General features: G+C 62.4%; 22 protein-coding genes. 12 read left to right on the plus strand and 10 right to left on the minus strand.

Translation table 11 applies throughout. From position 1 onward, the window contains the following. Nucleotides 1-659 precede the first annotated feature (659 nt). The 4 genes from G3O01_RS24370 to G3O01_RS24385 form a co-directional block, all read right to left on the minus strand. Nucleotides 660-1,337, minus strand: a complete 678-nt coding sequence (locus G3O01_RS24370; protein ID WP_205808749.1) for an isoprenylcysteine carboxylmethyltransferase family protein — start codon at nucleotides 1,335-1,337, stop codon at nucleotides 660-662. Between the two features lie 10 nt (nucleotides 1,338-1,347). Next, a complete protein-coding gene (locus G3O01_RS24375) occupies nucleotides 1,348-2,178 on the minus strand; it encodes an arylamine N-acetyltransferase (protein WP_205808661.1) in 831 nt (276 codons plus the stop codon). A gap of 245 nt (nucleotides 2,179-2,423) precedes the next feature. Then, on the minus strand, nucleotides 2,424-3,095 hold the full coding sequence (locus G3O01_RS24380; RefSeq protein ID WP_205808663.1) for a hypothetical protein: 672 nt from the start codon (nucleotides 3,093-3,095) through the stop codon (nucleotides 2,424-2,426). A gap of 199 nt (nucleotides 3,096-3,294) precedes the next feature. Then, nucleotides 3,295-4,191, minus strand: a complete 897-nt coding sequence (locus G3O01_RS24385) for a LysR family transcriptional regulator (RefSeq protein ID WP_205808665.1) — start codon at nucleotides 4,189-4,191, stop codon at nucleotides 3,295-3,297. 121 nt (nucleotides 4,192-4,312) lie between these two features. Between G3O01_RS24385 and G3O01_RS24390 the strand changes: the two genes are divergently transcribed. Then, entirely contained in the window at nucleotides 4,313-5,215 is a 903-nt protein-coding gene (locus G3O01_RS24390; protein ID WP_205808752.1) for a DMT family transporter, read from the plus strand. Nucleotides 5,216-5,964: 749 nt separating this feature from the next. On the opposite strand, the gene G3O01_RS24395 is transcribed toward G3O01_RS24390, so the two are convergent. After that, nucleotides 5,965-7,272 (minus strand): MFS transporter, encoded by a 1,308-nt coding sequence (locus G3O01_RS24395; protein WP_205808754.1) that lies wholly within the window; start codon nucleotides 7,270-7,272, stop codon nucleotides 5,965-5,967. Between the two features lie 175 nt (nucleotides 7,273-7,447). Here G3O01_RS24395 and G3O01_RS24400 point away from each other — a divergent pair, with 175 nt between their 5' ends. From G3O01_RS24400 to mdcH, 8 genes are read left to right on the plus strand one after another with little or no spacing between them, the layout of a single operon-like run. After that, nucleotides 7,448-8,230 (plus strand): GntR family transcriptional regulator, encoded by a 783-nt coding sequence (locus tag G3O01_RS24400; protein ID WP_205808667.1) that lies wholly within the window; start codon nucleotides 7,448-7,450, stop codon nucleotides 8,228-8,230. Between the two features lie 7 nt (nucleotides 8,231-8,237). Then, nucleotides 8,238-9,926, plus strand: coding sequence for a malonate decarboxylase subunit alpha (gene mdcA / locus G3O01_RS24405; RefSeq protein ID WP_205808669.1), 1,689 nt, complete (start codon nucleotides 8,238-8,240; stop codon nucleotides 9,924-9,926). A gap of 4 nt (nucleotides 9,927-9,930) precedes the next feature. Further along, entirely contained in the window at nucleotides 9,931-10,878 is a 948-nt protein-coding gene (locus tag G3O01_RS24410) for a triphosphoribosyl-dephospho-CoA synthase (protein ID WP_205808671.1), read from the plus strand. Nucleotides 10,879-10,884: 6 nt separating this feature from the next. After that, the gene (locus G3O01_RS24415) at nucleotides 10,885-11,190 is read left to right on the plus strand and encodes a malonate decarboxylase subunit delta (RefSeq protein WP_205808673.1); all 306 of its coding nucleotides are present in this window, start codon (nucleotides 10,885-10,887) and stop codon (nucleotides 11,188-11,190) included. Further along, nucleotides 11,187-12,077 carry a biotin-independent malonate decarboxylase subunit beta gene (locus G3O01_RS24420; protein WP_205808689.1) on the plus strand — a complete coding sequence of 297 codons (891 nt, stop codon included), beginning with the start codon at nucleotides 11,187-11,189 and terminating at the stop codon, nucleotides 12,075-12,077. The genes G3O01_RS24415 and G3O01_RS24420 overlap by 4 nt, the downstream gene beginning before the upstream one ends. Further along, entirely contained in the window at nucleotides 12,074-12,892 is an 819-nt protein-coding gene (mdcE, locus tag G3O01_RS24425) for a biotin-independent malonate decarboxylase subunit gamma (RefSeq protein ID WP_205808691.1), read from the plus strand. Before G3O01_RS24420 ends, mdcE begins: the two co-directional genes overlap by 4 nt. Continuing rightward, on the plus strand, nucleotides 12,892-13,569 hold the full coding sequence (locus tag G3O01_RS24430; RefSeq protein ID WP_205808693.1) for a malonate decarboxylase holo-ACP synthase: 678 nt from the start codon (nucleotides 12,892-12,894) through the stop codon (nucleotides 13,567-13,569). Before mdcE ends, G3O01_RS24430 begins: the two co-directional genes overlap by 1 nt. Then, nucleotides 13,569-14,507 (plus strand): malonate decarboxylase subunit epsilon, encoded by a 939-nt coding sequence (gene mdcH / locus G3O01_RS24435; protein ID WP_205808702.1) that lies wholly within the window; start codon nucleotides 13,569-13,571, stop codon nucleotides 14,505-14,507. Before G3O01_RS24430 ends, mdcH begins: the two co-directional genes overlap by 1 nt. A gap of 66 nt (nucleotides 14,508-14,573) precedes the next feature. Here mdcH and G3O01_RS24440 read toward each other — a convergent pair whose 3' ends face one another. Continuing rightward, nucleotides 14,574-15,167, minus strand: coding sequence for an alpha-ketoglutarate-dependent dioxygenase AlkB (locus tag G3O01_RS24440; RefSeq protein WP_205808755.1), 594 nt, complete (start codon nucleotides 15,165-15,167; stop codon nucleotides 14,574-14,576). A 138-nt stretch (nucleotides 15,168-15,305) separates the two neighbouring features. On the opposite strand from G3O01_RS24440, the gene G3O01_RS24445 reads away from it, so the two are divergent. Beyond that, nucleotides 15,306-15,890: a malonic semialdehyde reductase gene (locus G3O01_RS24445; protein ID WP_205808704.1), complete on the plus strand. Its 585-nt coding sequence runs from the start codon at nucleotides 15,306-15,308 to the stop codon at nucleotides 15,888-15,890. 11 nt (nucleotides 15,891-15,901) lie between these two features. On the opposite strand, the gene G3O01_RS24450 is transcribed toward G3O01_RS24445, so the two are convergent. Continuing rightward, nucleotides 15,902-16,216, minus strand: a complete 315-nt coding sequence (locus tag G3O01_RS24450) for a hypothetical protein (protein WP_205808712.1) — start codon at nucleotides 16,214-16,216, stop codon at nucleotides 15,902-15,904. Nucleotides 16,217-16,585: 369 nt separating this feature from the next. Between G3O01_RS24450 and G3O01_RS24455 the strand changes: the two genes are divergently transcribed. Further along, nucleotides 16,586-17,746, plus strand: a complete 1,161-nt coding sequence (locus G3O01_RS24455) for a metallophosphoesterase (protein ID WP_205808714.1) — start codon at nucleotides 16,586-16,588, stop codon at nucleotides 17,744-17,746. Between the two features lie 15 nt (nucleotides 17,747-17,761). Here the strand turns inward: G3O01_RS24455 and G3O01_RS24460 are convergent, their stop codons facing one another. The 3 genes from G3O01_RS24460 to G3O01_RS24470 all read right to left on the minus strand — a co-directional run bounded on the left by G3O01_RS24460 (nucleotide 17,762) and on the right by G3O01_RS24470 (nucleotide 22,039). Further along, a complete protein-coding gene (locus tag G3O01_RS24460; protein WP_205808716.1) occupies nucleotides 17,762-19,276 on the minus strand; it encodes an acetyl-CoA hydrolase/transferase family protein in 1,515 nt (504 codons plus the stop codon). 137 nt (nucleotides 19,277-19,413) lie between these two features. Beyond that, the gene (locus tag G3O01_RS24465; protein ID WP_205808718.1) at nucleotides 19,414-19,635 is read right to left on the minus strand and encodes a hypothetical protein; all 222 of its coding nucleotides are present in this window, start codon (nucleotides 19,633-19,635) and stop codon (nucleotides 19,414-19,416) included. 226 nt (nucleotides 19,636-19,861) lie between these two features. Beyond that, nucleotides 19,862-22,039, minus strand: coding sequence for an FUSC family protein (locus tag G3O01_RS24470; RefSeq protein ID WP_205808720.1), 2,178 nt, complete (start codon nucleotides 22,037-22,039; stop codon nucleotides 19,862-19,864). 198 nt (nucleotides 22,040-22,237) lie between these two features. On the opposite strand from G3O01_RS24470, the gene G3O01_RS24475 reads away from it, so the two are divergent. Further along, nucleotides 22,238-23,236, plus strand: coding sequence for a LysR family transcriptional regulator (locus tag G3O01_RS24475; protein ID WP_205808722.1), 999 nt, complete (start codon nucleotides 22,238-22,240; stop codon nucleotides 23,234-23,236). The last annotated feature ends 322 nt before the right edge of the window (nucleotides 23,237-23,558 follow it).

Consider the following 23,558-nt stretch of genomic DNA (forward strand, 5'->3'; position numbering starts at 1 on the left):
TGTGCGGGGCGGCACTTACTTTCTTTGCCGCCGCAAAGAAAGTAAGCAAAGAAAGCGGGCTAACACCGCCCGTTCTTGACCACCGCCTGAGGGCCCCCAACAGTTCTTCCACTTCAAACGGCACCTTCTCAGTCACCACCCGTTGCCAACGCTTCGAACTGGCTCATCACCCGCTTCACACTCCCGCGTCACCGCACGCGCGATCAATTTGCCCACGTTCTATAGCGGCAAACTGTGTGTAGGCTTTCGCGCCGTATGCGCTTCACTCCGGACTGAAAAGCGAGGTTGGTGTCGTAAGAGCGTTGAGGTGTGGAGTACTACGACCTACACACAGTTTGCCACCTGGGCGGCATCGACGATTCGCTGCCGCTTGCGGCGCTACGGGTGACTGAAGCGGGTGGTGCGTTTATGCAAGGCGTTGGCAACGGGCAATGAACAGGAGTGATGCCGCTTGAAGCATAAGAACGGTTGGGGGCCCTCAGGCGATGATTAGCGCTGGCGGTGTTAGCGGCTTTCTTTTGCCTACTTTTCTTTGCCGCGGCAAAGAAAAGTAGGTGCCGCCCCGCACAGGGGCAACGCTTGAACAACGAAAACATCACGCGGATGCCAGCGCCAAAACCAGCAAACCACCCAAGCGTCGCAGACAACAAAAAAAAACATCACCACACATAAGGCACAAACCGATACCTAACCCGCGCTGCATACTCAGCATACCCCTCAAGCTGCTCGCAGAGCATCCTCTCCTCAAGCACCGCTCGAAAAGCCAACCCGACAACCAGAACCGGCACGCAAGCCAGCCCAAAAAACGACCCCAGCAACAACGGCATCCCAACAAGAAACAAAACCGCCCACGCATACATAGGATGCCGCACATAAGCATACGGCCCGCTGTCACTTACCTTATGCCCACGCTCAGCCATGATCTTCACAACAGGCGCGGCATAACTGTTAGCACGAAACACAGCCCGTATAGCAACCATGCTAACGAGAATAGCAACTGCGCCCACAACCTGCAGCGATGGGTGCATCGACGACCAGTGAAAGCGCCGCGCATCGAATGCCATCAAAACGAGCCACCCGCACCACGCGATAGCAACGCACACCATGAACACCTTGTCCCACATGCCCTGCCCGCGTTGCACAAACGAACCCAGCCGCTCCGCCAGCAAGGCGGGATCATGGTGCGCAAGCCACACACCCACCCACAATCCAAGTGCGCCCATTTCAAGCAGATAACACCACGCGCCCGGCCACGCGAGCGTGCCCGCCGCACCAAACAGCACGGCGCCCATCCCCGCAAGCCATAAAACCGTCTGGACGATGAGCCGCGCAATCATCATGCTCAGCCTATGAAGCCACACCTTGCGACGACACGCGCCGGTAGATGTCAGCCACGTCGATATCGCCCAACTCAATCAGAAACGTGTCGCGCAGGCAGACTTCAAGCTCGTGCGCGCTTTCGATCCGGCGCTCGATCGCTTCGCCATCTTTCGAACGCGCCGTGAGGCAGTCGTTGAATAAAGTAAGCCGCCCTTCCGGCGTCACGCGGCATACGACGAGGCTCGTCGTGAAGAATGAATCGGGATAGGTCGACGTGTACCAGTTCGACACTTCGTAGTCGACCCATTCGGCGCGCTGCAGATCGAAACGGTACGTCTTGAGCCACGTTTCTCCCGACTGCACTTCGAGATCGAACGCGCCGTGCGATGCATCGGCAAGACGGAATGGTTCGTGCGTCGTCTGTTGCGCGACGCCCGCCTGGAGGCGCAACGGCGACGTCAGCGTAACGGCGCCAAAGCCGACATCGGCGATCCAGGGCTGATCGTCGACAGTGACACGCAGCAGCATGTGCGTGCGCGGCGTGATCGCGTCGGGCTCGCGACCCCACAGCACGCGCGCGATCATCGGCGTCACGTCGAAGCCGAGTTGCATCAGCACATGCGCAAATAGCCCGTTCTGCTCGAAACAGTAGCCGCCGCGCCGCCGCTCGATCAGCTTGTCCACCACGGCAGGCAAGTCGAGATTCACCCGGCGGCCCGTCAGCGGATCGAGGTTTTCGAACGGGATCGACAAGGGATGCAGGCGCTGCAGTTCGCGCAGCACGTCGAGCGTCGCGGCCTGCGGCCCCGTGTAGCCGATGCGTCTGAAATAGCGGTCGAGATCGAGAGTGCTGGTCATCCGATGCTCCTGATAAGCGCGTGGCCGACGGCGATCGCGTCGCCCGCGGGTTGTCATGGTTGTATGCGCGACGTAGGGTTGAGCGTCAGCGTACCGTCATTGACGCGCGCCGTGCGCGATGCCCTTTCCGGCAAAAGCCCATTCGCGTGCTGCCAGACGGACGCGCGCGATCATCGCATCGCGCGCCGCCATGCGCTCGGGCATGCAAGGCACTGCAATGCATTGCGCCCCGCGTCAGAAGCCTGTCAGAAGCCTTTGAGCGCCGACGTTGCGATCGACGGCACGCTGATGCCGTGGCTCGACGCGAACTGCACGGCCGCGCTCAGCGTCGACGCCAGCGACTGCAACTGCCCCGGCGCGGACTGCGCGATATACGACGCGGCCTGCGCCGTCTGCGGATTCATGCCCGACTGCAGCAACGACGACGGATTCATCTGTCCGATGCTGCCAAGGCTCGATTGCAGGCTCGAATACTGGCTTACGCCCTGCCCGAGCGATGTGAGACCGTTGGTGAACGCCTGCTTGTCGACGGGCGTCGACGAGTCCGATGCGCGGCTCGTGAACGCCTGCGTCAAGGTCTGCGACAGGGACTGCTGCGTGTTGCCCACCTGCGACAGCTGGCTGACGGAAGGCGTGCCGCCGCTCAACAGCCCCGATGCCTGCTGCGCCTGGCTCGCCGCGCCCGACAGCCCCATTGCCGACGCAAGGCTCGACTGGCCGCTCAGGACCTGCTGGTTTGCGCCGACGTAGTTCTGCAGCAGTTGCCCAACACCGCCCGACGAAGCGGCCGCGCCCGCGTTACCCGAAGCATTGCCGCCGCCGATGCCGAACTGCTGAAGGTTCAGTTGCGCGAAGCTCGCGCTGCTTACGAACAGGCCGGTGGCGAATAGTGTGGCGGAAAGAATGCGTGTTTTCATGGCTGCCCTCCTGTCATGTGTCCGATGGATGACATCGTCTCGATTCGTTCTGACTCCGTTTGTGTCGGTTCGACAAACGGACGCCGCGCGCGTTCGCGCTTTCGTCAGACGCGATATCGCGTGGCAAGACACGGGCCAGCGGCTTCGGCGGTACGCGGCGATCGCTTACGCCCGCGTATCGCAGGATGCGCACGAAGCATCACGCCCTCGCGCGCGCTTCGCGGGCTTCACGGGCTGGCGCACGTATCGACAGATCCTGCACCATTTGCGCGGCAAGATAGTCGCAGGTCGGACGATCCGACTTTGCGCTGCGCGCGACGACGATATCGAGCGGCTCGATCACGGGCAGTCCATGCTCCGCGCCGAGAATCGCGAGGCGCGACGGCACGCTGCAACGCGCGAGCGCAATCACTGACAGGCCAGCATCGACGGTCGCGACGAGCCCGCTCAGGCTCGCGCTGCTGTACGCGGCGCGATACCGGATGCGCGCGCGGTCGAGTGCGGCGAGCGTATTCGAACGCGCAACGCAGCCGGGCTCGTAAAGCCCGACGGGCAAGGGCGACACGTTCAGCACAGACGTATCTTCCGAAGCGCCCACCCACACCATTGGTTCGCTGCGCACGAATTCGCCGCGCAATTTGCGGTCGCGCGTGACGAAGGCGAGATCGATTTTGTTGTCGGCGAGCATGGGCGCGAGCGCGGTGCTCTGCGCGCAGACGATCTCGATCTCCACATGCGGATACAGATTCGAGAAGCGCCGCAACACGGGCGACAGCAGAGACGACACGTAATCGTCCGGCGCGCCCAGCACGACGCGCCCCGTCACTTCAGGCCGCACGATGGCCGACCATGCTTCTTCATGCAGATCAATCACCCGTCGCGCATATTCGAGCAGCGTGTTGCCGGGCCGCGTGAGCGACAGATTGCGTGTATCGCGAGCAAAAAGCGTCGTGCCGAGCATTCGCTCGAGCCGTTTGATCTGCATGCTGACGGCCGCCTGCGAACGATGCACGGTCACGGCCGCCTTCGTGAAGCTACCCGCTTCGACGACAGCGACGAAGGTGCGCAGCAGATCCACATCGAATTCGGGGTGCATGATTTATCAATCCGGCTTATGGAATTTCTCAATTTTATTCGTTTGTCACGTGAAGGCAACGCGTCGATACTCAAAACCATTCAATGCGATTCTGGGATTTACGGTCATGTCTGTGTCGTCGATGTCGCTCAGCCGAAGCCAGCAAGGCGCGCTCACGCTTGCGGGCGGCGGCCTGTTGATGGGCACGATAGGCGTGTTCGTCGAGGAGGCGCGGCTCGGTGCGCTGACGCTGGTGTTTTTCCGTTGCCTGTTTGGGTTTTTGTCGCTTGCTGCGTATTGCGCATTCAAGGGGTACTTTGCACGCCGCCATTTCACGCGACGCACTGTTTTGCTAGCGGCGTTGTCGGGCGTGCTGATGGTTACCCAGTGGGTCGGGTTCTTCGATGCGATTCATCGCACGAGCATTGCGGTGGCGACGGTGGTATTTCATGTGCAGCCGTTCTGGGTCGTGCTGATGGGCGCGGCGCTTTTCAACGAGCGGCTTGGTGTCGACCGGCTGGGATGGATTGCGACGGCGTTCGTCGGGTTGGTGCTCGCGTCGGGCGTCGCGGCGGCGGGGTCATTGCAGGGGCATACAAGTTATCTGATCGGTATCGGTGAAGCGCTTGCTGGCTCGGTTTTGTATGCGAGTGTGACGTTGATTGCCAAGAGTCTTGGCGATCTTCGGCCGCATTTGCTGACGCTTGCTCAGTGTGCTGTTGGGGTTGTGTGTTTGCCTTTTATTGCGCCTTTGGGTGCGGAGCATATTTCTTCTACGCAGTGGTTCTGGCTGGTCGGGATGGGGGTGTTGCATACCGGGCTTTCTTATGTGCTGATCTATGGTGCGCTGCCTAAGCTCACTACGCCTGTGATTGCTGTTTTGCTGTTTGTTTATCCGCTTACCGCGATTTTTGTTGATGCTGTTGTTTATGGGCGTGCGTTGAGTGTTTCTCAAATGAGTGGGATGGTGTTGATCGTTGTGGCTAGTCTTGGGGTGAATCTTGGATGGCCTTTGGTTTCGGTTTTTCGCCTTCGGCGGGTTTAGTTGTTGATTAAGGGATTTTTTTGTCTTGCGACGCTGGGTGGTTTGCTTGTGTTTTCGCTGGCATCCGCGTGATGTTTTGCCTGGTTCAGGCGTTGCCCCTGTGCGGGGCGGCACTTACTTTCTTTGCCGCCGCAAAGAAAGTAAGCAAAGAAAGCGGGCTAACACCGCCCGTTCTTGACCTCCGCCTGAGGGCCCCCAACGGGTCTTCCGCTTCAATTGGCGTTCTGCCTTTCAATGCCCGTTGCCAACGCCTTGAATGGGCGCCTCACCCACTTTGCTCACCCGTAGCGCAGCCAACGGCAGCGAATGATTGCGGCCGCCCAGGTGGCAAACTGTGCGTAGGTCGTAGTGCTTCACACCTCAGCGCCCCTACGACACCGATCGTGTTTTTCAGTCCGGAGTGAAGCGCGTACGGCGCGAAAGCCGACACACAGTTTGCCGCTATAGAACGGGAGCGATTTGATCGCGTATGTGACGACGCGGGGGCGTGAAGCGGGTGATGAGCGAATTCGAAGCGTTGGCAGCGGGTATCGGGAAGGGAGATGCCGTGGACAGGACGGGGCCGTTGGGGGCCCGTGGGCAAACGTCAAGAATTGGCGGTGTTCAGCGGCTTTCTTTTGCCTACTTTTCTTTGCCGCGGCAAAGAAAAGTAGGTGCCGCCCCGCACAGGGGCAACGCGTGAAGCAGGCAAGACATATCGCGGATGCCAGCGACAACAAAAGCAAACCCACCCCCGCGCCCCCCACCGACTACTGTGGCAAAACCTCCCCTTTAGTCTCTTTAGCAAACGGAATAACCAAAAGCCCAACAACAAAAGCAAGCGCCGTCAGCGCAACTGGCACCCCAAGCGTATGCATACTCAACACAGCGGCCCCGAGCAAAAAGTTCACCCCTGCCCCAACAAACCGCCCAAACGAAGTACAGAAAGCAAACGCAGTCGCCCGAACGCGAGTTTCAAAAAGCTCAGGCAACCACAAGCTAAACAACGCAAAGTTCCCACCAAAGAACCCAAGCACAAACAGCCAGGCAATAAACGGCGCCAACCCGTTAGGCAAATAAAATGCCCACCCAAAGCTGCCGATAATCGCTACCGCCATCCCGGCAAAATACACAGCCAGCGTCTTCTTGCGACCAATCCGTTCAGCCAGCGGCGGCAACGCAAGACAACCCAGAATCGTGCCAATCGAAAGCAATCCCGTCGCCATCGAAGCCATCTTGATCGCATCAGGCTTCGCCATCCCCGCACGCGTCGCAAGCTGAATCACAGCGGACGGTTCATACACAGCGCCAGCCCACAATCCAATAATCGCAATCGTCAGCAAGGCACACATCACCCACGTGCGCCGGCGATACGTAGGCCCAAAAATCTCGCGCATCGGCTTAACGCGCGCCACATCTCGCGCTTCCGCCCGTTGCCATTTGTCCGACTCCTTCACCCGCGTGAGAATCATGATCGCGACGAACACCGGCACCGCGCCCGTCAGGAACATCGCGCGCCAGCCGAAGTGCACGCCCACCGTGTAATTGAGCGCAGCCGCCAGGAAGAAGCCCGCGTAATAGCCCGTCTGCAGATAGCCCGCGCCCATCTTGCGGCGATCCTCCGGCCACGACTCGGCCACATAGGTGCCCGCCAGCGCCCATTCCCCGCCGATGCCCACGCCCGCAATGAAGCGATAGATGCCCAACTCCCACACGTTGTGCGCAGTCGCCGACAAACCCGTGAAAATCGCGAACACGAAGATCGTGCCCGCCAGCACGCGCGTGCGGCCGAAGCGGTCCGCAAGCGGCCCCCAGATAAACGACAACCCCCATCCGACAAGGAACAGCGCAAACAGAATCGAACCGGCCAGCCCGATATTCGCGGGTGTCGCCGCATAACCCGAGCGCGGCAGCAGTTCAGTCAGCGCCGGCGTCAGCACCAGTGCATAGATGAACGAATCCATGCCATCCAGCGTCCATCCCGCCCACGCGCCCCAAAAACCGGCAATCTGTGCCCGGTTTAGCGGCGTTTTCTGCCGCACGGCGCCCGCGCGGTCCGATATCGAAGAATTCAACATGCTCCTGCTCCTCCATGTACTACGGTTGGATCGGGTGACCGTCACGGCACAACCGCGTCCTTGCACGCGTTTCAGCGCATGATCGGGAGAGAACCTGCTACGGCGCCGTGCCTTTATGAAAACCCCGGGTTTGTCCGCTGGAAATTGTTCATTTTTATATATAATATTTGATGTCATGAGCAACGCAACCGATGGTTTTCCCCTGGACAGCGCTCCGCGCGTCCCCTTGCTGCCCACGGCGCACGAGCCGCGGCCCAGTACCTCGCGTGTGATCGCGGAGGCACTGCGCACGGCCATCGTCGAAGGCACGCTCGAGCCTGGCGCACCGCTGCGGCAGGACGCGATTGCGCGTCACTTCTCCGTCAGCGCAATTCCCGTGCGCGAAGCGCTGCGGGCGCTGGAAAGCGAAGGCTGGGTGAAGGTCGAGCTGAACAAGGGCGCGACCGTCGCGCGTCTGACGCCCGCCGAAGCGCGCGAGATCTACGAGATCCGCTCGGCGCTCGAAAGCCTAGCGATTTCGCTGGCCATTCCGAATCACACGCCCGAGTCCGTGCGCGAAGCGGCCGCGCTCTGCGTCGCCGCCGAACGCGAGCCGGACCCCGCGCTCTATGTGGCGCGCAACGAAGCGTTCCACACGGCCCTGTACGCGCCCGCCAACCGCCCTCAGCTCGCGGAGATGATCGCGGCGCTGCACCGGCGCGGCGAACGCTATCTGCGGTTGAAATTCGGCTTGCCCGCCTACAAGGGCGAGTCGGATGCCGAACACCTGGCCATCCTTGCCGCAGTCGAACACAAGGACATCGCCACCGCCCAGTCGCTCATCGCCGCTCACCTGCTGGGCACGGGCGAACTGGTCTATCGTTTCTTGACGGAACGCGCGCTGGCGGAAGCCGCCGCGGCCGCGCCGCGCAGAAAGCGCGGTCGGCCGGCACGCACTCCAACCACGATCGGGAGTTGAAGCACCGATGAATCAGCGAGTCGAATCGGCCAAGCTCGAATTGGCACAAGCAACGGGAACGCAGGCGCGCTCCTGGACCACCAGACGCGACGAGAAGCGACGCAGGCTCGCCGCGATCGAGCCCTGGCTCGAAGACGGTATCCTGCCCGCGCACCGCATCGTCGATGCGCTGGAAACGCTGATCCGCCCCGGCGACCGCGTCGCGCTCGAAGGCGACAACCAGAAGCAGGCGGACTTCCTGTCGCGCTCGTTCGCGAAGGTTGATCCGCAGAAAGTGCACGACGTGCATCTGCTGATTTCGAGCATCAGCCGCCCGGAACATCTGACGCTCTTCGAAAAGAACATCGCGCACAAGGTCGATTTCTCGTTTGCGGGCCCGCAGAGTCTGCGCGTTGCGCAACTGCTCGAAGACGGCCAGCTCGAAATCGGCGCGATCTACACATACGTCGAACTGTATGCGCGCATGTTCGTCGACCTGACGCCGAACGTCGCGCTGCTGTGCGCGGAGAAAGCGGACCGCCACGGCAATCTCTACACTGGCCCGAATACGGAAGACACGCCGACCATCGCTGAAGCCGCCGCGTTCCGGCATGGCATCGTGATCGTGCAGGTCAACGAGATCGTCGATGAACTGCCGCGCGTGGACATTCCCGCGTCGTGGGTCGACGTAGTCGTCGAAGCCGATCGCCCGTTCGCCGTCGAGCCGCTCTTTACACGCGATCCGCGCCATATCGGCGATCTGCAGGTGCTCACGGCAATGATGGTCATCAAGGGCATCTACGAGCCGTATGGGATCACGTCGCTGAATCACGGTATTGGTTTCGATACCGCCGCGATCGAACTGCTGCTGCCGACCTACGGCGAATCGCTCGGACTCAAGGGCAAGATCTGCCGCAACTGGACGCTCAATCCGCACCCCACGCTGATTCCCGCGATCGAATCCGGCTGGGTCGACAGCGTGCATTGCTTCGGCAGCGAAGTCGGCATGGAAGCGTATATCGAGGCACGCCCCGACGTGTTCTTCACGGGCAACGACGGCACGCTGCGCTCGAACCGCGTGCTGTGCCAGCTGGCCGGGCAATATGGCGTCGATCTGTTCATCGGCTCGACGCTGCAGATCGACGGCGATGCGAATTCGTCGACGGTGACACGCGGGCGCCTTGCGGGCTTCGGCGGCGCGCCGAACATGGGCCACGATCCGCGCGGCCGCCGTCATTCGAGCGAAGCGTGGCTCAAGCTGCTGAAAGATGAAGGCCCCGTGTCGCGCGGCAAGAAGCTCGTCGTGCAAATGGCCGAAACGTACAAGAAAGGCGGCGAGCCGACGTTCGTCGATGAACTGGATGCGGTTGCCGTCGGCAAGAAGAGCGGCATGCCGATCGCGCCCGTGATGATCTACGGCGACGATGTCAGCCACGTCGTCACGGAAGAAGGCATCGCGCATCTGCACAAAGCCGAAGGCGTCGAAGAACGGCGCGCGGCGGTTGCGGCAGTTGCGGGCGTGACGCCGATCGGCTTGCGCGCGAAACCGGAAAAGACGGCCGAATTGCGCCGGCGCGGCATCGTCGCGTATCCGGAAGATCTCGGCATCCGGCGCGGCGAAGCGAAACGTTCGCTGCTCGCGGCGCGCAGCATCGACGATCTCGTCACGTGGTCGGGCGGGCTTTACGCGCCGCCGGCACGCTTCCGCAGCTGGTGATGCGATGGCCTTGCACTACGCTATCCCGCTCGATGCGGGCACGTTTGGGCGTGCCAACGCCCGGGGCTTTCTTCGTCACGACGGCGCGCTGTCCGATGCGAAGCTCGCGCAATTCGCCGTCGATTCGCTGATCGAAGAAGCGCAACTGACGCCGAAACCCGCGCTCGTCGATGGACGCGGCAGCGGCGCGCATCGCGATCTCGACCTGCCGCTGATGCTGCGTTCCGCACGCGCACTGGAGCCGACTTTCGCCAAGCTGGCGCGTGCATCGCGTGGACGTATGCCGTCGGCGACGCTGCGCGCGGAACTCGCGCAGATCGGACGCGCCGGCGAACAGGACATGATGCGCGCAACGGACGGCAGCAATGCGCATCGCGGTGCGATCTGGATCGTCGGCTTGCTGGTTGCGGGCGCGGCGATCGTTTTCGACGACGAGGTTGCTGAAGCAGAGCCAGCGCAAACGCACTCGCATGCTGCACGCGTCTGCGAACTCGCTGCGCAGATCGCCTGCTTTCCGGACCGCTTCGCAGCGCCCGCCGACAGTCACGGCGAGCGCGTACGTCAACGCTACAACGTCGGCGGCGCACGACAGGAAGCGCAGGACGGCTTCCCGCATGTGATCGGCGTCGGCCTGCCGGCATTGCGCGCGGCGCGTGTCAAAGGCATCGGCGAAAACGAAGCGCGCGTCGATACGCTGCTCGCGATCATGTCCTCGCTGGACGACACCTGTCTGCTGCATCGCGCCGGTCTCGCCGGTCTGCAAGCGGGGCAACGCGGCGCGCGCGCCGTGCTCGAGGCGGGCGGTTCATCTACAGCAGCAGGCCGCGCCGCGCTCGACGCGCTCGAAGCCGAACTGCTGTCGCTCAACGCATCCCCTGGCGGCGCAGCCGATCTGCTCGCCGCCACCCTCTTCATCGACAAGCTGGCGCAACGCGCGTCCAGCGGGAGCTGAACACTGATGGAACAGATGACTTTCGACTATCCGGCGCAACGCGCCATCACGACGCGCGCGCATGTGGGCGTGGTCGGCTCGGGCGATCTCGAAGTGCTGCTCTCGCCCGCTGGCGCGATGAAGGCGACCGTGACGGTGCGCACCAGCGTCGACGGTTACGGACACATCTGGAAGAGCGTGCTCGACCGTTTCTTCACGCGCTACGACGGGGCCGCGCAGATCGAGATCAACGACTTCGGCGCGACACCGGGCGTGGTGGCGCTGCGTCTCGCCGAAGCGATCGAAGCGGCAGACGAAGGAGCCAGCGCATGAGCACCGTACTGACTCAACACGCGCCGTCGACGCCCGTGCTGCGCGACAGTTTCATCGAACTGACGGCACGCGAGCGCGCCCGCGCGCTGCTCGACGAAGGCACGTTCCGCGAACTGCTCGGGCCGTTCGACCGTATCGAATCGCCGTGGCTGCCGTTGCAGGGCATCGTCTGCCAGGCCGATGACGGCGCGGTGATCGCGCGCGGCACGATCGACGGCCAGCCGGCTGTGGTTGCCGCGATCGAATCGGCGTTCCAGGGCGGCAGTATCGGCGAGGTGTCGGGCAGCAAGATTGCCGCGGCGCTCGAACTCGCGCTGCGCGACTGCGAGCGCGGCAAGATCGTGCGGCCGGTCGTGCTGTTCGAAACGGGCGGCGTGAGGCTTCAGGAAGCGAATCTCGGTTTGGCCGTGATCGCGGAAATGCAGGCGGCGATCATCGCGCTGCGTCGTTACGTGCCCGTCGTCGGCGTAATTGCGGGGATGGTCGGCTGCTTTGGCGGCATGTCGCTCGCGGCTGGATTGTGCTCGTATCTGATCGCAACGAAACAGGGACGGCTCGGCATGAACGGCCCTGAAGTGATCGAGCAGGAAGCGGGTATCGAAGAACTCGATTCGAGCGACCGACGCCGCGTGTGGCAGATGATCGGCGGCGAACAGCGCGTGGCAACGGGACTCGCTGACACACTCGTCGACGACGACGCGCACGGCGTGCGCGCCGCTGTGCGCGACACCTTCGCGCGCGGTGTGCCGGCGGCGCATCGCACGGAACAGGTGGGCGCGTATCTGGAGCGCCTCGCGCGCATGGATCCCGCGAACGTCACGCCCGAAACGATGCGCGACGTGTTCAAGTCAAACGAAGCGGCCACGCCGCGCAAGGAGCAATCATGAGCGATACGGCAATGACGCGCGGCATGCGGTGGTTCAAGGCGCTGGCAGGCGATACGTCGACGGCCGCGCCCGTCTGGTCCGGCGAAGCGTCGCTCGGCGGCGAGACCGCGAGCTTCTTCGCGGTCGTCCCCGATCCCGACAATCGCTTTCCGCGTGCGCGCGACAACGTGGTTGGCCTCGAACAAGGGTGGAAGCTTGCGCAAGCGGTGCGTGAAGCTGTGGCGCGCGATGCGTCGTCGGAACACAAGCGCCCTATCGTCGCGATCGTCGATGTAAAAAGCCAGGCGTACGGTTATCGCGAAGAGACGCTCGGCATTCATCTGGCGTGCGCCTCCGCCGTCGATGCGTATGCAACTGCACGCGATGCCGGTCACCCTGTCGTTGCGCTGATCGTCGGCCCGGCGATGTCGGGCGCGTTCCTCGCGCACGGTTATCAGGCGAACCGGATCGTCGCGCTCGACGCGCCCGGCACGATGGTGCACGCGATGGGCAAGGAAGCCGCCGCGCGCGTCACACGCCGCACGGTCGAAGATCTCGACAAGCTCGGCGAAACGATCACGCCGATGTCGTACACGATGGCGTCGTTCGCGAAGTTGGGGCTGCTCGACAAGCTGATCGAAGGCGTCGACGCCGATGCGCCCACTGCGGAGCAGATCGGAAGCGTGCGCGGCGTGCTGGCTGAAGCGGTACAAGGCGCACGCTCGGATACAACGCGCGGCTTGTCGCGGCGGCTCGAGTCGGATACGGCGAAGAAGACGCGCGCTGCATCGATCGAAGTGCGTCGGCGGCTCGCGGAACAGTGGGATGCTGCGTAATGCGTGTCTGCGCCGCCGCGCCGTTTGCATCGGACGATACGCTTGCTGTCGTCGATTCGCGCTGGCAGGCGCATGACATCGTGCGCTTGCGGCGGCTCGAATCGTTCGACAACGAACCGGTGTGGGTTCGCAATGCGTTCGCGCGTGCGCCGTTTGCGGTCGTGCGACGGGCGCAGGCGGCAGAGCGATGGTTAGCCATTGGGTTGCGCGGCGCAGCGCGTAATGAGCGGTACGGAACGTGGGCACGCCATGACGATATCGAGGCCGTGTTCGCACCGGAAGCATTGGACTCGTCGCGTCTCGAAAGCACTCGCGCCACGTTGCCCGTGTTCGTCGCGCTCGAAGCATTGCGCCGCGACACAACGTGCCTTGGTTCGCTCGTCTGGGGACCGACTGGAAGCGTCGGATTCGAACTTGCGACGGGCAAACCGACAGCGACAGCCACGAGCGACCTCGATCTGTTGATACGGATGCCGAATTATTTATCACACGACGAAGCGCGACGTATTCAGGTCATGCTCGACGAGCACGCAACCCACGCAGACATTCGCATCGACGCGCAACTCGAAACGCCCGCAGGCGGCGTCGCGCTCGCCGAATACGCGTCGGGCAAAGCGCGCGTGATGGCGCGGCATGCGAGCGGTCCGCAACTCGTTGCCGATCCCTGGACACGCTGATGCTCGCTTACCTCTTTCCCGGCCAGGGCGCGCAGACGGAAGGCTTTCTTCATCGCCTGGGCACGCATGCCGCGATCCACGCAACGCTCGACGAAGCGTCGCACGTGCTGAATCTCGATGTGCTCACGCTTGATACACAAACTGCGCTCGAATCGACGGTCGCGGTGCAGACGGGCCTGCTGATCGCGGGCGTCGCGATGCAACGCGCGCTCGCGGCGGAAGGTCTTGCGCCGGAGCTGAATGCAGGTTTGTCGGTCGGCGCGTATGCAGCCGCCGTGAGTAGCGGCGCAGTCGCATTCGCCGACGCGCTGCTGATGGTGCGCAAGCGTGCCGAGCTGATGGAAAACGCTTATCCGCATGGTTATGGGCTCGCCGCGATTGCAGGCCTGACCGAACACGAAATCGAACGGCTTGCCGATGCTCAAAACCAAGACAATGCGGCAAAACGCGTCTACGTCGGCAACGTGAACGCGCCGCGTCAGATTGTCGTGGCAGGTTCGGACGCGGCACTCGACGCCTTCAACGAACGCGCGCTGGCGGCAGGCGCACGCAAGGCGACGCGGCTCGCGGTCAGCGTGCCGTCGCATTGCGAACTGCTCGCAGCCGCCGCCGACGAGCTGACGGACTGCGCGCGCAACGTGCCGTTTCGGGCGCCATCTAGCGGCTACATCGGCAATCGAGGCGGCCGCGCGCTGCATACGGCGGATGCCGTGCGCGACGATCTCGCAACGAACATGCGCTTTACAGTGCGCTGGTTCGACGCGCTCACCGTGATGATCGAAATGGGTGCGAAGGTGTTCGTCGAAGCGCCGCCTGGACAGGTGCTGACGGATATTGTCCGTGAGCAGTATCCGGACGTGACTGCGATCGCTGCAAGCACACTGCCCTTCGAACGCCTCGCGCCGACGCTCCAGCGGCGCATCGAATCGGCCGGTTGAAACCGATTCCTTATGCGCATAAATTTTTTAAAACTTTTAGTGCAGATGTAACGCGAGCGTGCCCGGTTAGGGTCGGGGCGTGACGAAACGGAACGTCAGGTTCACACGTTCGCCCTGCACTTTCGGTTCTTTCGGCACGCGATGCCGCCACTCCGCCTGCGTCCGTCCGCGCATCACGAGCAGGCTGCCGCCTTTCAACGGATACGATTGCACGACGCGCGTCTTGTTGTGCTGCAAATCGAAGCGACGCGTTGCGCCCAGGCTCACCGATGCGATCACGGGTTCCTTGCCGAGTTCGGGCTCGCGGTCCGCGTGCCAGCCCATGCTGTCGGCGCCGCTGCGATATCGGTTGAGCAAGACGCTATTGAATGGCACGCCGCAGGTCGTTTCGACGGCGGCTTTCAGTTGCGCGACGGCGGGCGTCCACGCCGACGGCACATTGCGGATACCCGAATACACATAGACGGCATCGGGTTCGCCTTGCCACGCGGTCAGACGCGGCAGCGGCACGCGACCAGCGGGCGTGAACATCTCGTCCTGTTGCCAGGACACTTCCGCGACGACGCGCGTCAGCATGTCAGTTGCGGCATCGGCAGTGAGCCAGTCGGGAAACCATGCGACATCGGGCGTCGGCACATCGTCGAACAGATCAGCGGACATCGGATTACGATCGTGAACGCGGGCGCTCACGAAACCTCTCTTTTATCGGGAACAGCGGTTATTATCGGCCGCACCGCTGCTGCGGGTCATCCGCGCAGCTTGCGGTTTCATTCGACTTTCCGCATTCAGCACATCATCATGATTCTTTCCGACGACGCTCTCGACCAACTCTTTCGCACCGCCCGCACGCACAACGGCTGGCTGGAGAAGCCCGTCGACGACGCGCTTCTCCAGCAACTCATCGATCTCGTGCTGCTCGGCCCGACTTCCGCCAATTCCAGCCCGGCGCGTTTCGTTTTTGTAAAGACGCCGGAAGGCAAGGCGCGGCTGCGTCCCGCGCTGTCCGAAGGCAATCTGGAAAAGACAATGGCCGCGCCGGTCACGGTGATCGTCGGCATGGACATGGCGTTCTATGACCATCTGCCGAAGCTCTTCCCGCATGCCGACGCGCGCAGCTGGTTCGCGGGCAACGACGCCGCCATCGCCGACACCGCGTTTCGCAACTCGACGCTGCAAGGCGGCTATCTGATCATGGCTGCGCGTGCACTCGGTCTCGATACGGGCGCAATGTCCGGCTTCGACAAGTCGAAAGTGGACGCGGAGTTCTTCGCGGGCACGACGGTCCGGTCGAATTTCCTGATCAATCTCGGCTACGGCGACGCGTCGAAGCTGTTCCCGCGCAGCCCGCGTTTCTCGTTCGACGAAGCGGCACGAATCGTCTGACGCTCGTCGCGTCAGGTAGCCATCAACGCGACGTAGAAAACGATCGCGCCGACCAGCGCGCCGACGAAGCAAAAGCCCTCTTCCGCTTCGTCGCCGCGCGAGCGCAGCCAGGCCGCGGCCACGCCGAACAGGCCGGCCACGCCCAGCGCGACGAACACCATCACCACGTAGAAGAGCGCGGTGCGCCCCAGTTCGGAAAAGTCGATGGACTGGACGCCGTAGTAGACGCCGAGCGCCATCAGCGACAGCACGACCATAGGCAGCATCACGTGACTGCCTTCATGGCCGATGTGATGCTCACGATGCGCGAACTTTGTCGTTTTCATGATTCGTCTCCCCCAAACCGCAAGCTAACAGGCGATCAACCGCGCGCAGCTGCCGCTTGCAGAGGAGTGTCTCGCGCGCCCGGGACGCCAGAAGAAACACGGTAAAACGGGACGCGAGGCCTGCCTTCGGCAGTCACGCTCGATTTCAGAATAGTCCGTTCAGGCGCCCAATTCAATAGCCATTTAATAAGCATTTAATCGGCATGACGAACAACTTACAGCGCCTGTTTGCTGCATCGCAATGCGTCGGTCCGCCCGGCTTCGGCAAGCGCGCGGAACTGCTTGTAGAATGACTGGCCGCCGCTTTGCAACCGGCGCACGCTTCTTGCGACTCTCCTTCCACGCGCGATCCGCGCTCCACTTCCGCCTATGCGCCGCTTATCGTTTTTCGTCCGGATCATCGTCATCGGCATTCTGCTGCACGTGTACGTTGGCATCCGGATCATTCCCGAACTGCCCGTCGATACGGCCGTGAAAGGGCTGTGCGCGCTGTGGCTCGTGCTGTCCGTGCTGCTGATTCCCATCGGCATGGTTGCGCGCTCGCTCCAGCGGCAGCCGCTGGGCGACCGGCTCGCGTGGGCGGGGCTGATCGCGCTGGGTCTGTTTTCGTCGCTGCTCGTGCTGACTTTCGCGCGCGAACTGGTGCTGCTCGCCGTGCTGCTCATCCACGCAGCCTCGCCCCAAGCGGTCGATCCGGCGCGCTGGGAGATCAACAGCGCGATTGCCGTGCCGCTGCTCGCGTTGCTGTCGACGGCCATCGGTTTTTTCAACGCGCGGCGCCGCGCGCGTGTCGTATCGATCGACGTGCCGATCAAAAACCTGCCGCATGCGCTCGACGGCTTCACGATCGTGCAGATCAGCGACATTCACGTCGGGCCGACCATCAAGCGCGGTTATGTCGATGCGATCGTCGACGCTGTGAACCGCTTGCAACCGGATCTGATTGCAGTGACGGGCGACGTCGTCGACGGCAGCGTCGAGCATCTCGCGGATCACACGCGTCCGCTGTCGCGCCTGAGCGCGCGGCATGGCGCGTATCTGGTGACGGGGAATCACGAATATTATTCGGGCGCCCATGCGTGGATCGCCGAGTTTCAACGGCTCGGCCTGCATGTGCTGCTCAACGAGCATGTGGTCGTCGAGCACGATGGCGCGCAAGCGGTGATCGCGGGCGTCACCGATTATTCGGCGGGTCATTTCGATCCCGCGCACGAGAGCGATCCTGCCGCAGCGCTGGAAGGCGCGCCCGGCGACGTGCTGATCAAGGTGCTGCTCGCGCATCAGCCGCGCTCGGCGGAAGCCGCCGCCGATGCCGGCTTTACGCTGCAACTGTCCGGCCACACGCATGGCGGCCAGTTCTTTCCGTGGAATTTCGCGGTGCGGCTGCAACAGCCGTTCGTGGCCGGTCTGTCGCGGCTCGACAATCTGTGGGTCTATACGAGCCGCGGGACCGGGTATTGGGGACCACCTAAACGTCTGGGCGCACCGTCGGAAATCACGCGTCTGCGCCTGGTGGGCAGCAGCGCGTGACAGCCTTCATGCAGGTCACGCGGTGACCTGTTTCTCCGGCAGCATCGAGCCGGTTTCCTGAAAACGCGCGTGCCAGGCGAACGCTTCGCGCAACACGTGCGGCGTCTGACCACCGAAGCGCAGTGCATCGCGATAGTAGTCGCGCAGCAGATCGCGATACAGCGGATGCACGCACCTGTCGATGATCACGGAAGCACGCTCGCGCGGCGCGAGTCCGCGCAAATCAGCGAGACCGATTTCCGTCACGACGATATCGACATCGTGCTCGTTATGATCAACGTGCGGCACCATCGGCACGACGCTCGAAATCGCGCCGTCCTTGGCAATCGATTTGGTCGCGAAGATCGCGCACGACGCATTGCGCGCGAAGTCGCCCGAACCGCCGATGCCATTCATCATGTGCGTACCGCCGACGTGCGTCGAATTCACGTTGCCGTAGATATCGAACTCGAGCGCCGTGTTCAGCGCAATCAGACCGAGCCGGCGAATCACTTCCGGATGATTGCTGACTTCCTGCGGACGCAGCACGAGCCGGTCGCGATAACGCGCGAGATCGCCGAATACCTGCGCCTGGCGCTCTTCCGTCAACGTGATCGACGCGCCCGATGCGAACGTGACCTTGCCGGCATCCATCAGATCGAAGGTCGAATCCTGCAGGACTTCCGAGTAGATCGTGAACGGCTCGAACGGCGAATCGGCGAAACCAGCCAGCACCGCGTTCGCAATCGTGCCAATGCCAGCCTGCAACGGCGGCAGCGGCGAAGGCATGCGTCCATGCGACACCTCGTGCTGCATGAACTCGATCAGATGGCCGGCGATCAACGCCGTGTCTTCATCGGCGGGCAATGCCGTCGACGGGCTGTCGGGCTTGTCCGTGATGACGATGGCAGCGATCTTCTCAGGCGGAATCTCGATTGCCGTCGTACCGACGCGATCGCTCGGACGCACGACGGGCAGCGGGTCGCGATGCGGACGGCGGCCAGGAATCCAGATGTCGTGCAGGCCTTCGAGCGCGAGCGGCTGCGCCAGATTGATTTCGACAATCACCTTGTCGGCGAGAATCGCGAAGCTGGCCGAATTGCCGACCGACGTGGTCGGCACGATGCCGCCCGTCTCCGTAATCGCGACGGCTTCGATGATCGCCACATCGAGCTTGCCAAGCTGGCCGGCGCGCAGCATTTCGACCGTTTCGGACAGGTGCTGGTCGACGAACATCACATCGCCGCGATTGATCGCCTTGCGCAACGTGTTGTCGACCTGGAACGGCAGACGGCGCGCGAGCACGCCGGCATCCGTCAGCAGACTATCGACGCCATGACCGAGCGAAGCGCCCGTCATCAGGGTAATGCGCAGCGGCTTGCCTTCGTTGCGCGCGCGCTCGGCCAGCGCAACCGGCACCGCCTTCGCGTCGCCTGCGCGCGTAAAGCCGCTTGCGCCGACGCGCATGCCGTCTTCGATCAAGAGCGCTGCCTGCGCTGCCGTGGTGATCCTGCCGCGCAACGCGGCATGACGAATCCGATCTTCGTACATGATTGAAAGTCTCTCCGATGTCATCCTCGCGAAAGCCGGAGTGCACGTCTTGTTGTCGGTGTGCGTCGTCCGGCTGTCGCTTCGATTTCGCCTGGTCCCGCTCGACTGCTTTACGTGACTGCGCGATGTCGCTCTGATCAGCTACCGAAATAGATCTCGCAGTAGCTCACGGGACCGACACACTCATTGGCCTTCTTTGCCGGTTTCGCGACGGGACGTTGCGCTTCGGGTTGCGCGACGCGCGCGGCGTTCGCTTGAGCCACCTGCTGCGCGCCTGCGTCCGCCGGTGCCGTCTGTGCATGCGCAAGAGCCGCAGCGGACAACGAACAGGCAATCAGGACCAACTTCAGCGCTTTCATTTCAATCTCTCCAGTTGTTTCAACGACTGCGTTTGCAGTGGTTCCAATATATGACTCGGGACGGCGTGGATTAAGAGGGTCGGCTGGAAGGCATTCTTCTTCGTTGCGACAAGATGGCGCGGTCGACTTGTGTGTATGTGTGAATTGCGCACGCGTTGCGATGCGAGCCAGTGCAATTGACTGTTGCGCCGATTGCGTCGATTGCGCTGCTTCGGTGGTGGGAGCGCTAACGCGCGTCGAACGGCGCGTTTTTGTCGAGCAAGGCCGTGCGAATGAAATGCAGGCAGCTGAGGATACGCTGCTGATCGTGACGCTTCTCGCGATCCGCGTGGACGGCTTCCAGCACTTGCTGCACGACTCGCATCGCCGCACGCACCGAGATCTGCGTGCGCTCCGTATGCGCGCGGTCGGGCTGCTCGAAAAGCTGGGCGAGATCGCGCGTGACACGATCGAGCGATGGTTTCCAGCGGGCGTGCTCGTCGTGCGCGTACGTGGCGCGTTCGATTTCGTTACGCAAATCGATGGTCGCGTGGCCCACTTCGAGCGTGACGAGCATCCATCTGAGGGCATTGCGATGCCGCCGTGAGCGCTTCGGCAACAGCATGCGCAACTGATGCATCAGATCATGTGTGCTCGACTGGAAGCGATGCGCGAGGCCCGTCAGCGGCGCCGCGCATGCCAGCGTGACCTGGCTGCGCAAATCGCCTTCGATACGCGCGATCAGCCACGGCATCTGCACCGGGAACACGATCGCCGCGCCGACGGCCGTCACGAGCATCGATACGACAATCGCGATGCCGTTGTTGATCAGCAGATCCGGCGCGTAGACGACGACGTTGTCGGGCGCCGCGAGCAGGCAGAAAAACACCGTGAAGCCGACGCCGTACCCGGCTGTTTTCGCGCGGGACGCAAAGAAGGTTCCTGCCGCGAGCAACGGCGCGAGCATCACGCATAACAGCGGAAAGCCATCGATCGCGGGATACACATAACACGTGACCACATAGCCCGCGATTGTCGCGCACGCCGCACCGACGCTCATTTGCAACGCGAGCTTGACCGGGTTCGGCGCCGACGACGTCAGCGCGCAGGTCAATGCCGCGCCGATCACGGCCATGCCGCCGCTCGGCCAGTTCGTCGCGATCCAGAACCAGCTAACCGCGCCGACGACGGCCGCCGTGCGCGCGAACGTGCAGGCGACGACGAACGCGTTGGTCCGGCTCACGTAGCGCACGGGCGGCCGCTCGCGCGCCGGATTGTGATTCGTTTCCAGCGACGCATACGTATCGATATAGCGAATGAACTCGACGACGAAGCGATACAGCAATTCGCCCGCCGTGTCGAAATCGGGCAGACACTGTGGCTCGTCCGTTTCGAGCGGACGACGTGTCGCGCGCATTCTCGCGGGCAGCGTCGCCTGGAAGCTTTTGAGTCTGATTGCGATGCGAGCGGCGTCAGATGAATCGAAGCGACGTTCACTGCTTGCGCCGAGCAATTGCGAAAGCTCGTGGAAAAATGGCGCAGTCGCTTGCATGGCCTGGACGGACGGGTTGTCGCGTAAACGCTTTCTCAATTGATGCAATGCATGTAGCCGCGCGCAAACATCCATGAACTCGTGATTCAACCTTGCAAGCACCTGACTTCGCGAACGCATGCCGGGATCCTCGAACGCGGCAAACGCCCGCGTCGCCTCGAAGCCCACCACTTCATCGACGAGATCCGAGAAATAGCGCTCGGACATACCCCGCTCGACCGCCCCATCGAGCACTTTGACAGCGAAGGCAGTAAAATTGAGATGCCTCGATTGCAGTGCATTTTGTAGCGCGATACTCGAGCGGCGCGGCACGATCAGCGCGCTGACTGCCGCCGAGCAGAGGATGCCGATCGCCACTTCCGCGGCGCGCGTCAACGCGGCGAGAAAGAGTCCGTTCGGCTCCATCACGGTCGGAATGCCGATCAACGCCGCGGTATAGCCAGCCAGCACGAAGCCGTACCAACGAAAATGCCGATACCGGACCGCCGCCGCCACGCACACGCCCATCCAGGCCGTGATGCCGAGCATGTAGAGCTCGGGCTGCTGCGCGAACAGTGCGCCCAGCAGCAGCGCGGCCAGCATGCCAACGAATGTCCCGACTATCCGATAAAAGCTCTTTGCGAGCACCATCCCGCTGAACGGCTGCATCAGGACGAACACGGTCGTCATTGCCGTGCGCGGCTGCTGCAGTTCGAGCAGCATCGCGATACCCAGCGCGAGCAACGCAGCAGTGACGGTTTTGAAGAGATGGAGCCAGACGAGGCCGTCGGTGGTCGTCCAGTCTTTGCTGGCATCGACGATCGCCCGCAGCATGCCGTTACGCCATCCGAATATCTCGGACGACACTTGCTTGATCGCATGCTGGGGTTTCATGGATTAATACCGCGCCGGGTCGTGGTCGGAGGAATACGCGGGTTTATCCCGCGCATGCCTAAGCTCAAGGCGCCGATTGTAGGAGCCACCGATGCGAGGATTAATGGGAGGCGTCGGGAACGTCCCTTCCAGATCCCTCAACAATGGCGGCCCGCGACAGGCGGACAATAACGGTTTGATGTCGATCAAGAAGGATTGATGGATACGTTACAAAACATGCGCGTGTTCGTACGCGTCGTCGAAGCGGGCAGTTTTACGGGCGCCGCGCAGTCACTCAATACGACGACGGGCGCAATGTCTCGCGCCGTCTCAGAACTCGAGGCGCATTTGCGGACGCGACTGCTGAATCGCTCGACTCGGCGTCTCGCGTTGACGACTGCGGGTGAGAGATATCTGACGCGATGTCAGCAGATTCTTGCCGATATCGATAATGCGGAAGAGGAAGCGAGTGGCGCGCATGAGCGTCCTTCGGGCGTCCTGCGGATGCATAGTTTTGCGAGCATTGGGCAGCATTACGTGTTGCCCGCTGTTTCGCGGTATCGCGCGCTTTATCCCGAGGTCGCCGTCGAGCTGACGCTGTCGCAGCAGATGCCCGATCTGTTCGAGGGCAGCGCGGATGTGGCCGTCGTGGGCGCGTCGACGCTGCCGAACTCTGATCTCGTGTCGCTGCTGCTTGGGACGACGTTTAGCATTTTGTGTGCATCGCCTGCCTATATCCATGCGCACGATGCACCGAAAACGCCTGCCGATCTGTTGCATCACGATTGTCTGCTGCTCAAGACGCCCGCTTTTCCGACCAGTGAATGGACACTGGACGGCCCTAACGGCAGCGAAGTGTTGAATGTGAATGGGCCGGTGCAGGTGAATATCGCCGAGTCTCTGATCGTTGCGATTCGCGAGGGGATGGGGATCGGAATGTTGCCGCTGTATGCGGCCATCGACGGCTTGCGATCGGGCTCGCTCGTGCGAGTTTTGCCGGAGTACACGCTGCAGAAGATGAACGTTTACGCGCTGTATCCGTCGCGCAAATTTATCGATGCAAAGACGAGGACCTGGGTGGAGTTTTTACGCGGGCATTTGCCGCAAGTCATCGCTCGCGACGTCGCGTTGTTGGGTGAAGTCGGACGTGAAACCGTGGTCAGCGATGCGCTACATGCAAACGATGATGGCGTCGCTACGCGTCGCGCCAAGCAATAAGAGGAGGCGTGCGGCCGGCGGTTTGTTGTTAGTTGGATCGCCGGTTGTGATTTGGATGTCGGGTGCGAATGTACCGGGCTGTGAAGCCTGCATCGCCACGCCGTCGGTTAAGAACACCGACATGCGATTAGCAGAATTAAACACTCAACACGGGAATTCAGATACGCCGGCCATTGCAGCCAGCCGTATGTTCTGGGCACGGCCGTTAATTTCCGGCCGTAGAAACGCCAAGACCCCGCTTTTGAGGGCGGGGTCTTGTCTGGGTAAGGAGCCTGACGATTACCTACTTTCACACGGGCAATCCGCACTATCATCGGCGTAG

The organism is Burkholderia sp. Ac-20365, from assembly GCF_017104715.1.
GTDB lineage: Bacteria > Pseudomonadota > Gammaproteobacteria > Burkholderiales > Burkholderiaceae > Paraburkholderia.

Coding starts and splice junctions, on each gene's coding strand:
- G3O01_RS24415 (WP_205808673.1), top strand. CDS start 10,885: ATGGAACAGATGACTTTCGACTATCCGGCGCAACGCGCCATCACGACG.
- mdcE (WP_205808691.1), top strand. CDS start 12,074: ATGAGCGATACGGCAATGACGCGCGGCATGCGGTGGTTCAAGGCGCTG.
- G3O01_RS24465 (WP_205808718.1), bottom strand. CDS start 19,635: ATGAAAGCGCTGAAGTTGGTCCTGATTGCCTGTTCGTTGTCCGCTGCG.
- G3O01_RS24400 (WP_205808667.1), top strand. CDS start 7,448: ATGAGCAACGCAACCGATGGTTTTCCCCTGGACAGCGCTCCGCGCGTC.
- G3O01_RS24395 (WP_205808754.1), bottom strand. CDS start 7,272: ATGTTGAATTCTTCGATATCGGACCGCGCGGGCGCCGTGCGGCAGAAA.
- G3O01_RS24385 (WP_205808665.1), bottom strand. CDS start 4,191: ATGCACCCCGAATTCGATGTGGATCTGCTGCGCACCTTCGTCGCTGTC.
- G3O01_RS24375 (WP_205808661.1), bottom strand. CDS start 2,178: ATGACCAGCACTCTCGATCTCGACCGCTATTTCAGACGCATCGGCTAC.
- G3O01_RS24470 (WP_205808720.1), bottom strand. CDS start 22,039: ATGAAACCCCAGCATGCGATCAAGCAAGTGTCGTCCGAGATATTCGGA.
- G3O01_RS24390 (WP_205808752.1), top strand. CDS start 4,313: ATGTCGCTCAGCCGAAGCCAGCAAGGCGCGCTCACGCTTGCGGGCGGC.
- mdcA (WP_205808669.1), top strand. CDS start 8,238: ATGAATCAGCGAGTCGAATCGGCCAAGCTCGAATTGGCACAAGCAACG.
- G3O01_RS24420 (WP_205808689.1), top strand. CDS start 11,187: ATGAGCACCGTACTGACTCAACACGCGCCGTCGACGCCCGTGCTGCGC.
- G3O01_RS24460 (WP_205808716.1), bottom strand. CDS start 19,276: ATGTACGAAGATCGGATTCGTCATGCCGCGTTGCGCGGCAGGATCACC.
- G3O01_RS24440 (WP_205808755.1), bottom strand. CDS start 15,167: ATGTCCGCTGATCTGTTCGACGATGTGCCGACGCCCGATGTCGCATGG.
- G3O01_RS24455 (WP_205808714.1), top strand. CDS start 16,586: ATGCGCCGCTTATCGTTTTTCGTCCGGATCATCGTCATCGGCATTCTG.
- G3O01_RS24370 (WP_205808749.1), bottom strand. CDS start 1,337: ATGATTGCGCGGCTCATCGTCCAGACGGTTTTATGGCTTGCGGGGATG.
- G3O01_RS24475 (WP_205808722.1), top strand. CDS start 22,238: ATGGATACGTTACAAAACATGCGCGTGTTCGTACGCGTCGTCGAAGCG.
- G3O01_RS24430 (WP_205808693.1), top strand. CDS start 12,892: ATGCGTGTCTGCGCCGCCGCGCCGTTTGCATCGGACGATACGCTTGCT.
- G3O01_RS24380 (WP_205808663.1), bottom strand. CDS start 3,095: ATGAAAACACGCATTCTTTCCGCCACACTATTCGCCACCGGCCTGTTC.
- G3O01_RS24445 (WP_205808704.1), top strand. CDS start 15,306: ATGATTCTTTCCGACGACGCTCTCGACCAACTCTTTCGCACCGCCCGC.
- G3O01_RS24450 (WP_205808712.1), bottom strand. CDS start 16,216: ATGAAAACGACAAAGTTCGCGCATCGTGAGCATCACATCGGCCATGAA.
- mdcH (WP_205808702.1), top strand. CDS start 13,569: ATGCTCGCTTACCTCTTTCCCGGCCAGGGCGCGCAGACGGAAGGCTTT.
- G3O01_RS24410 (WP_205808671.1), top strand. CDS start 9,931: ATGGCCTTGCACTACGCTATCCCGCTCGATGCGGGCACGTTTGGGCGT.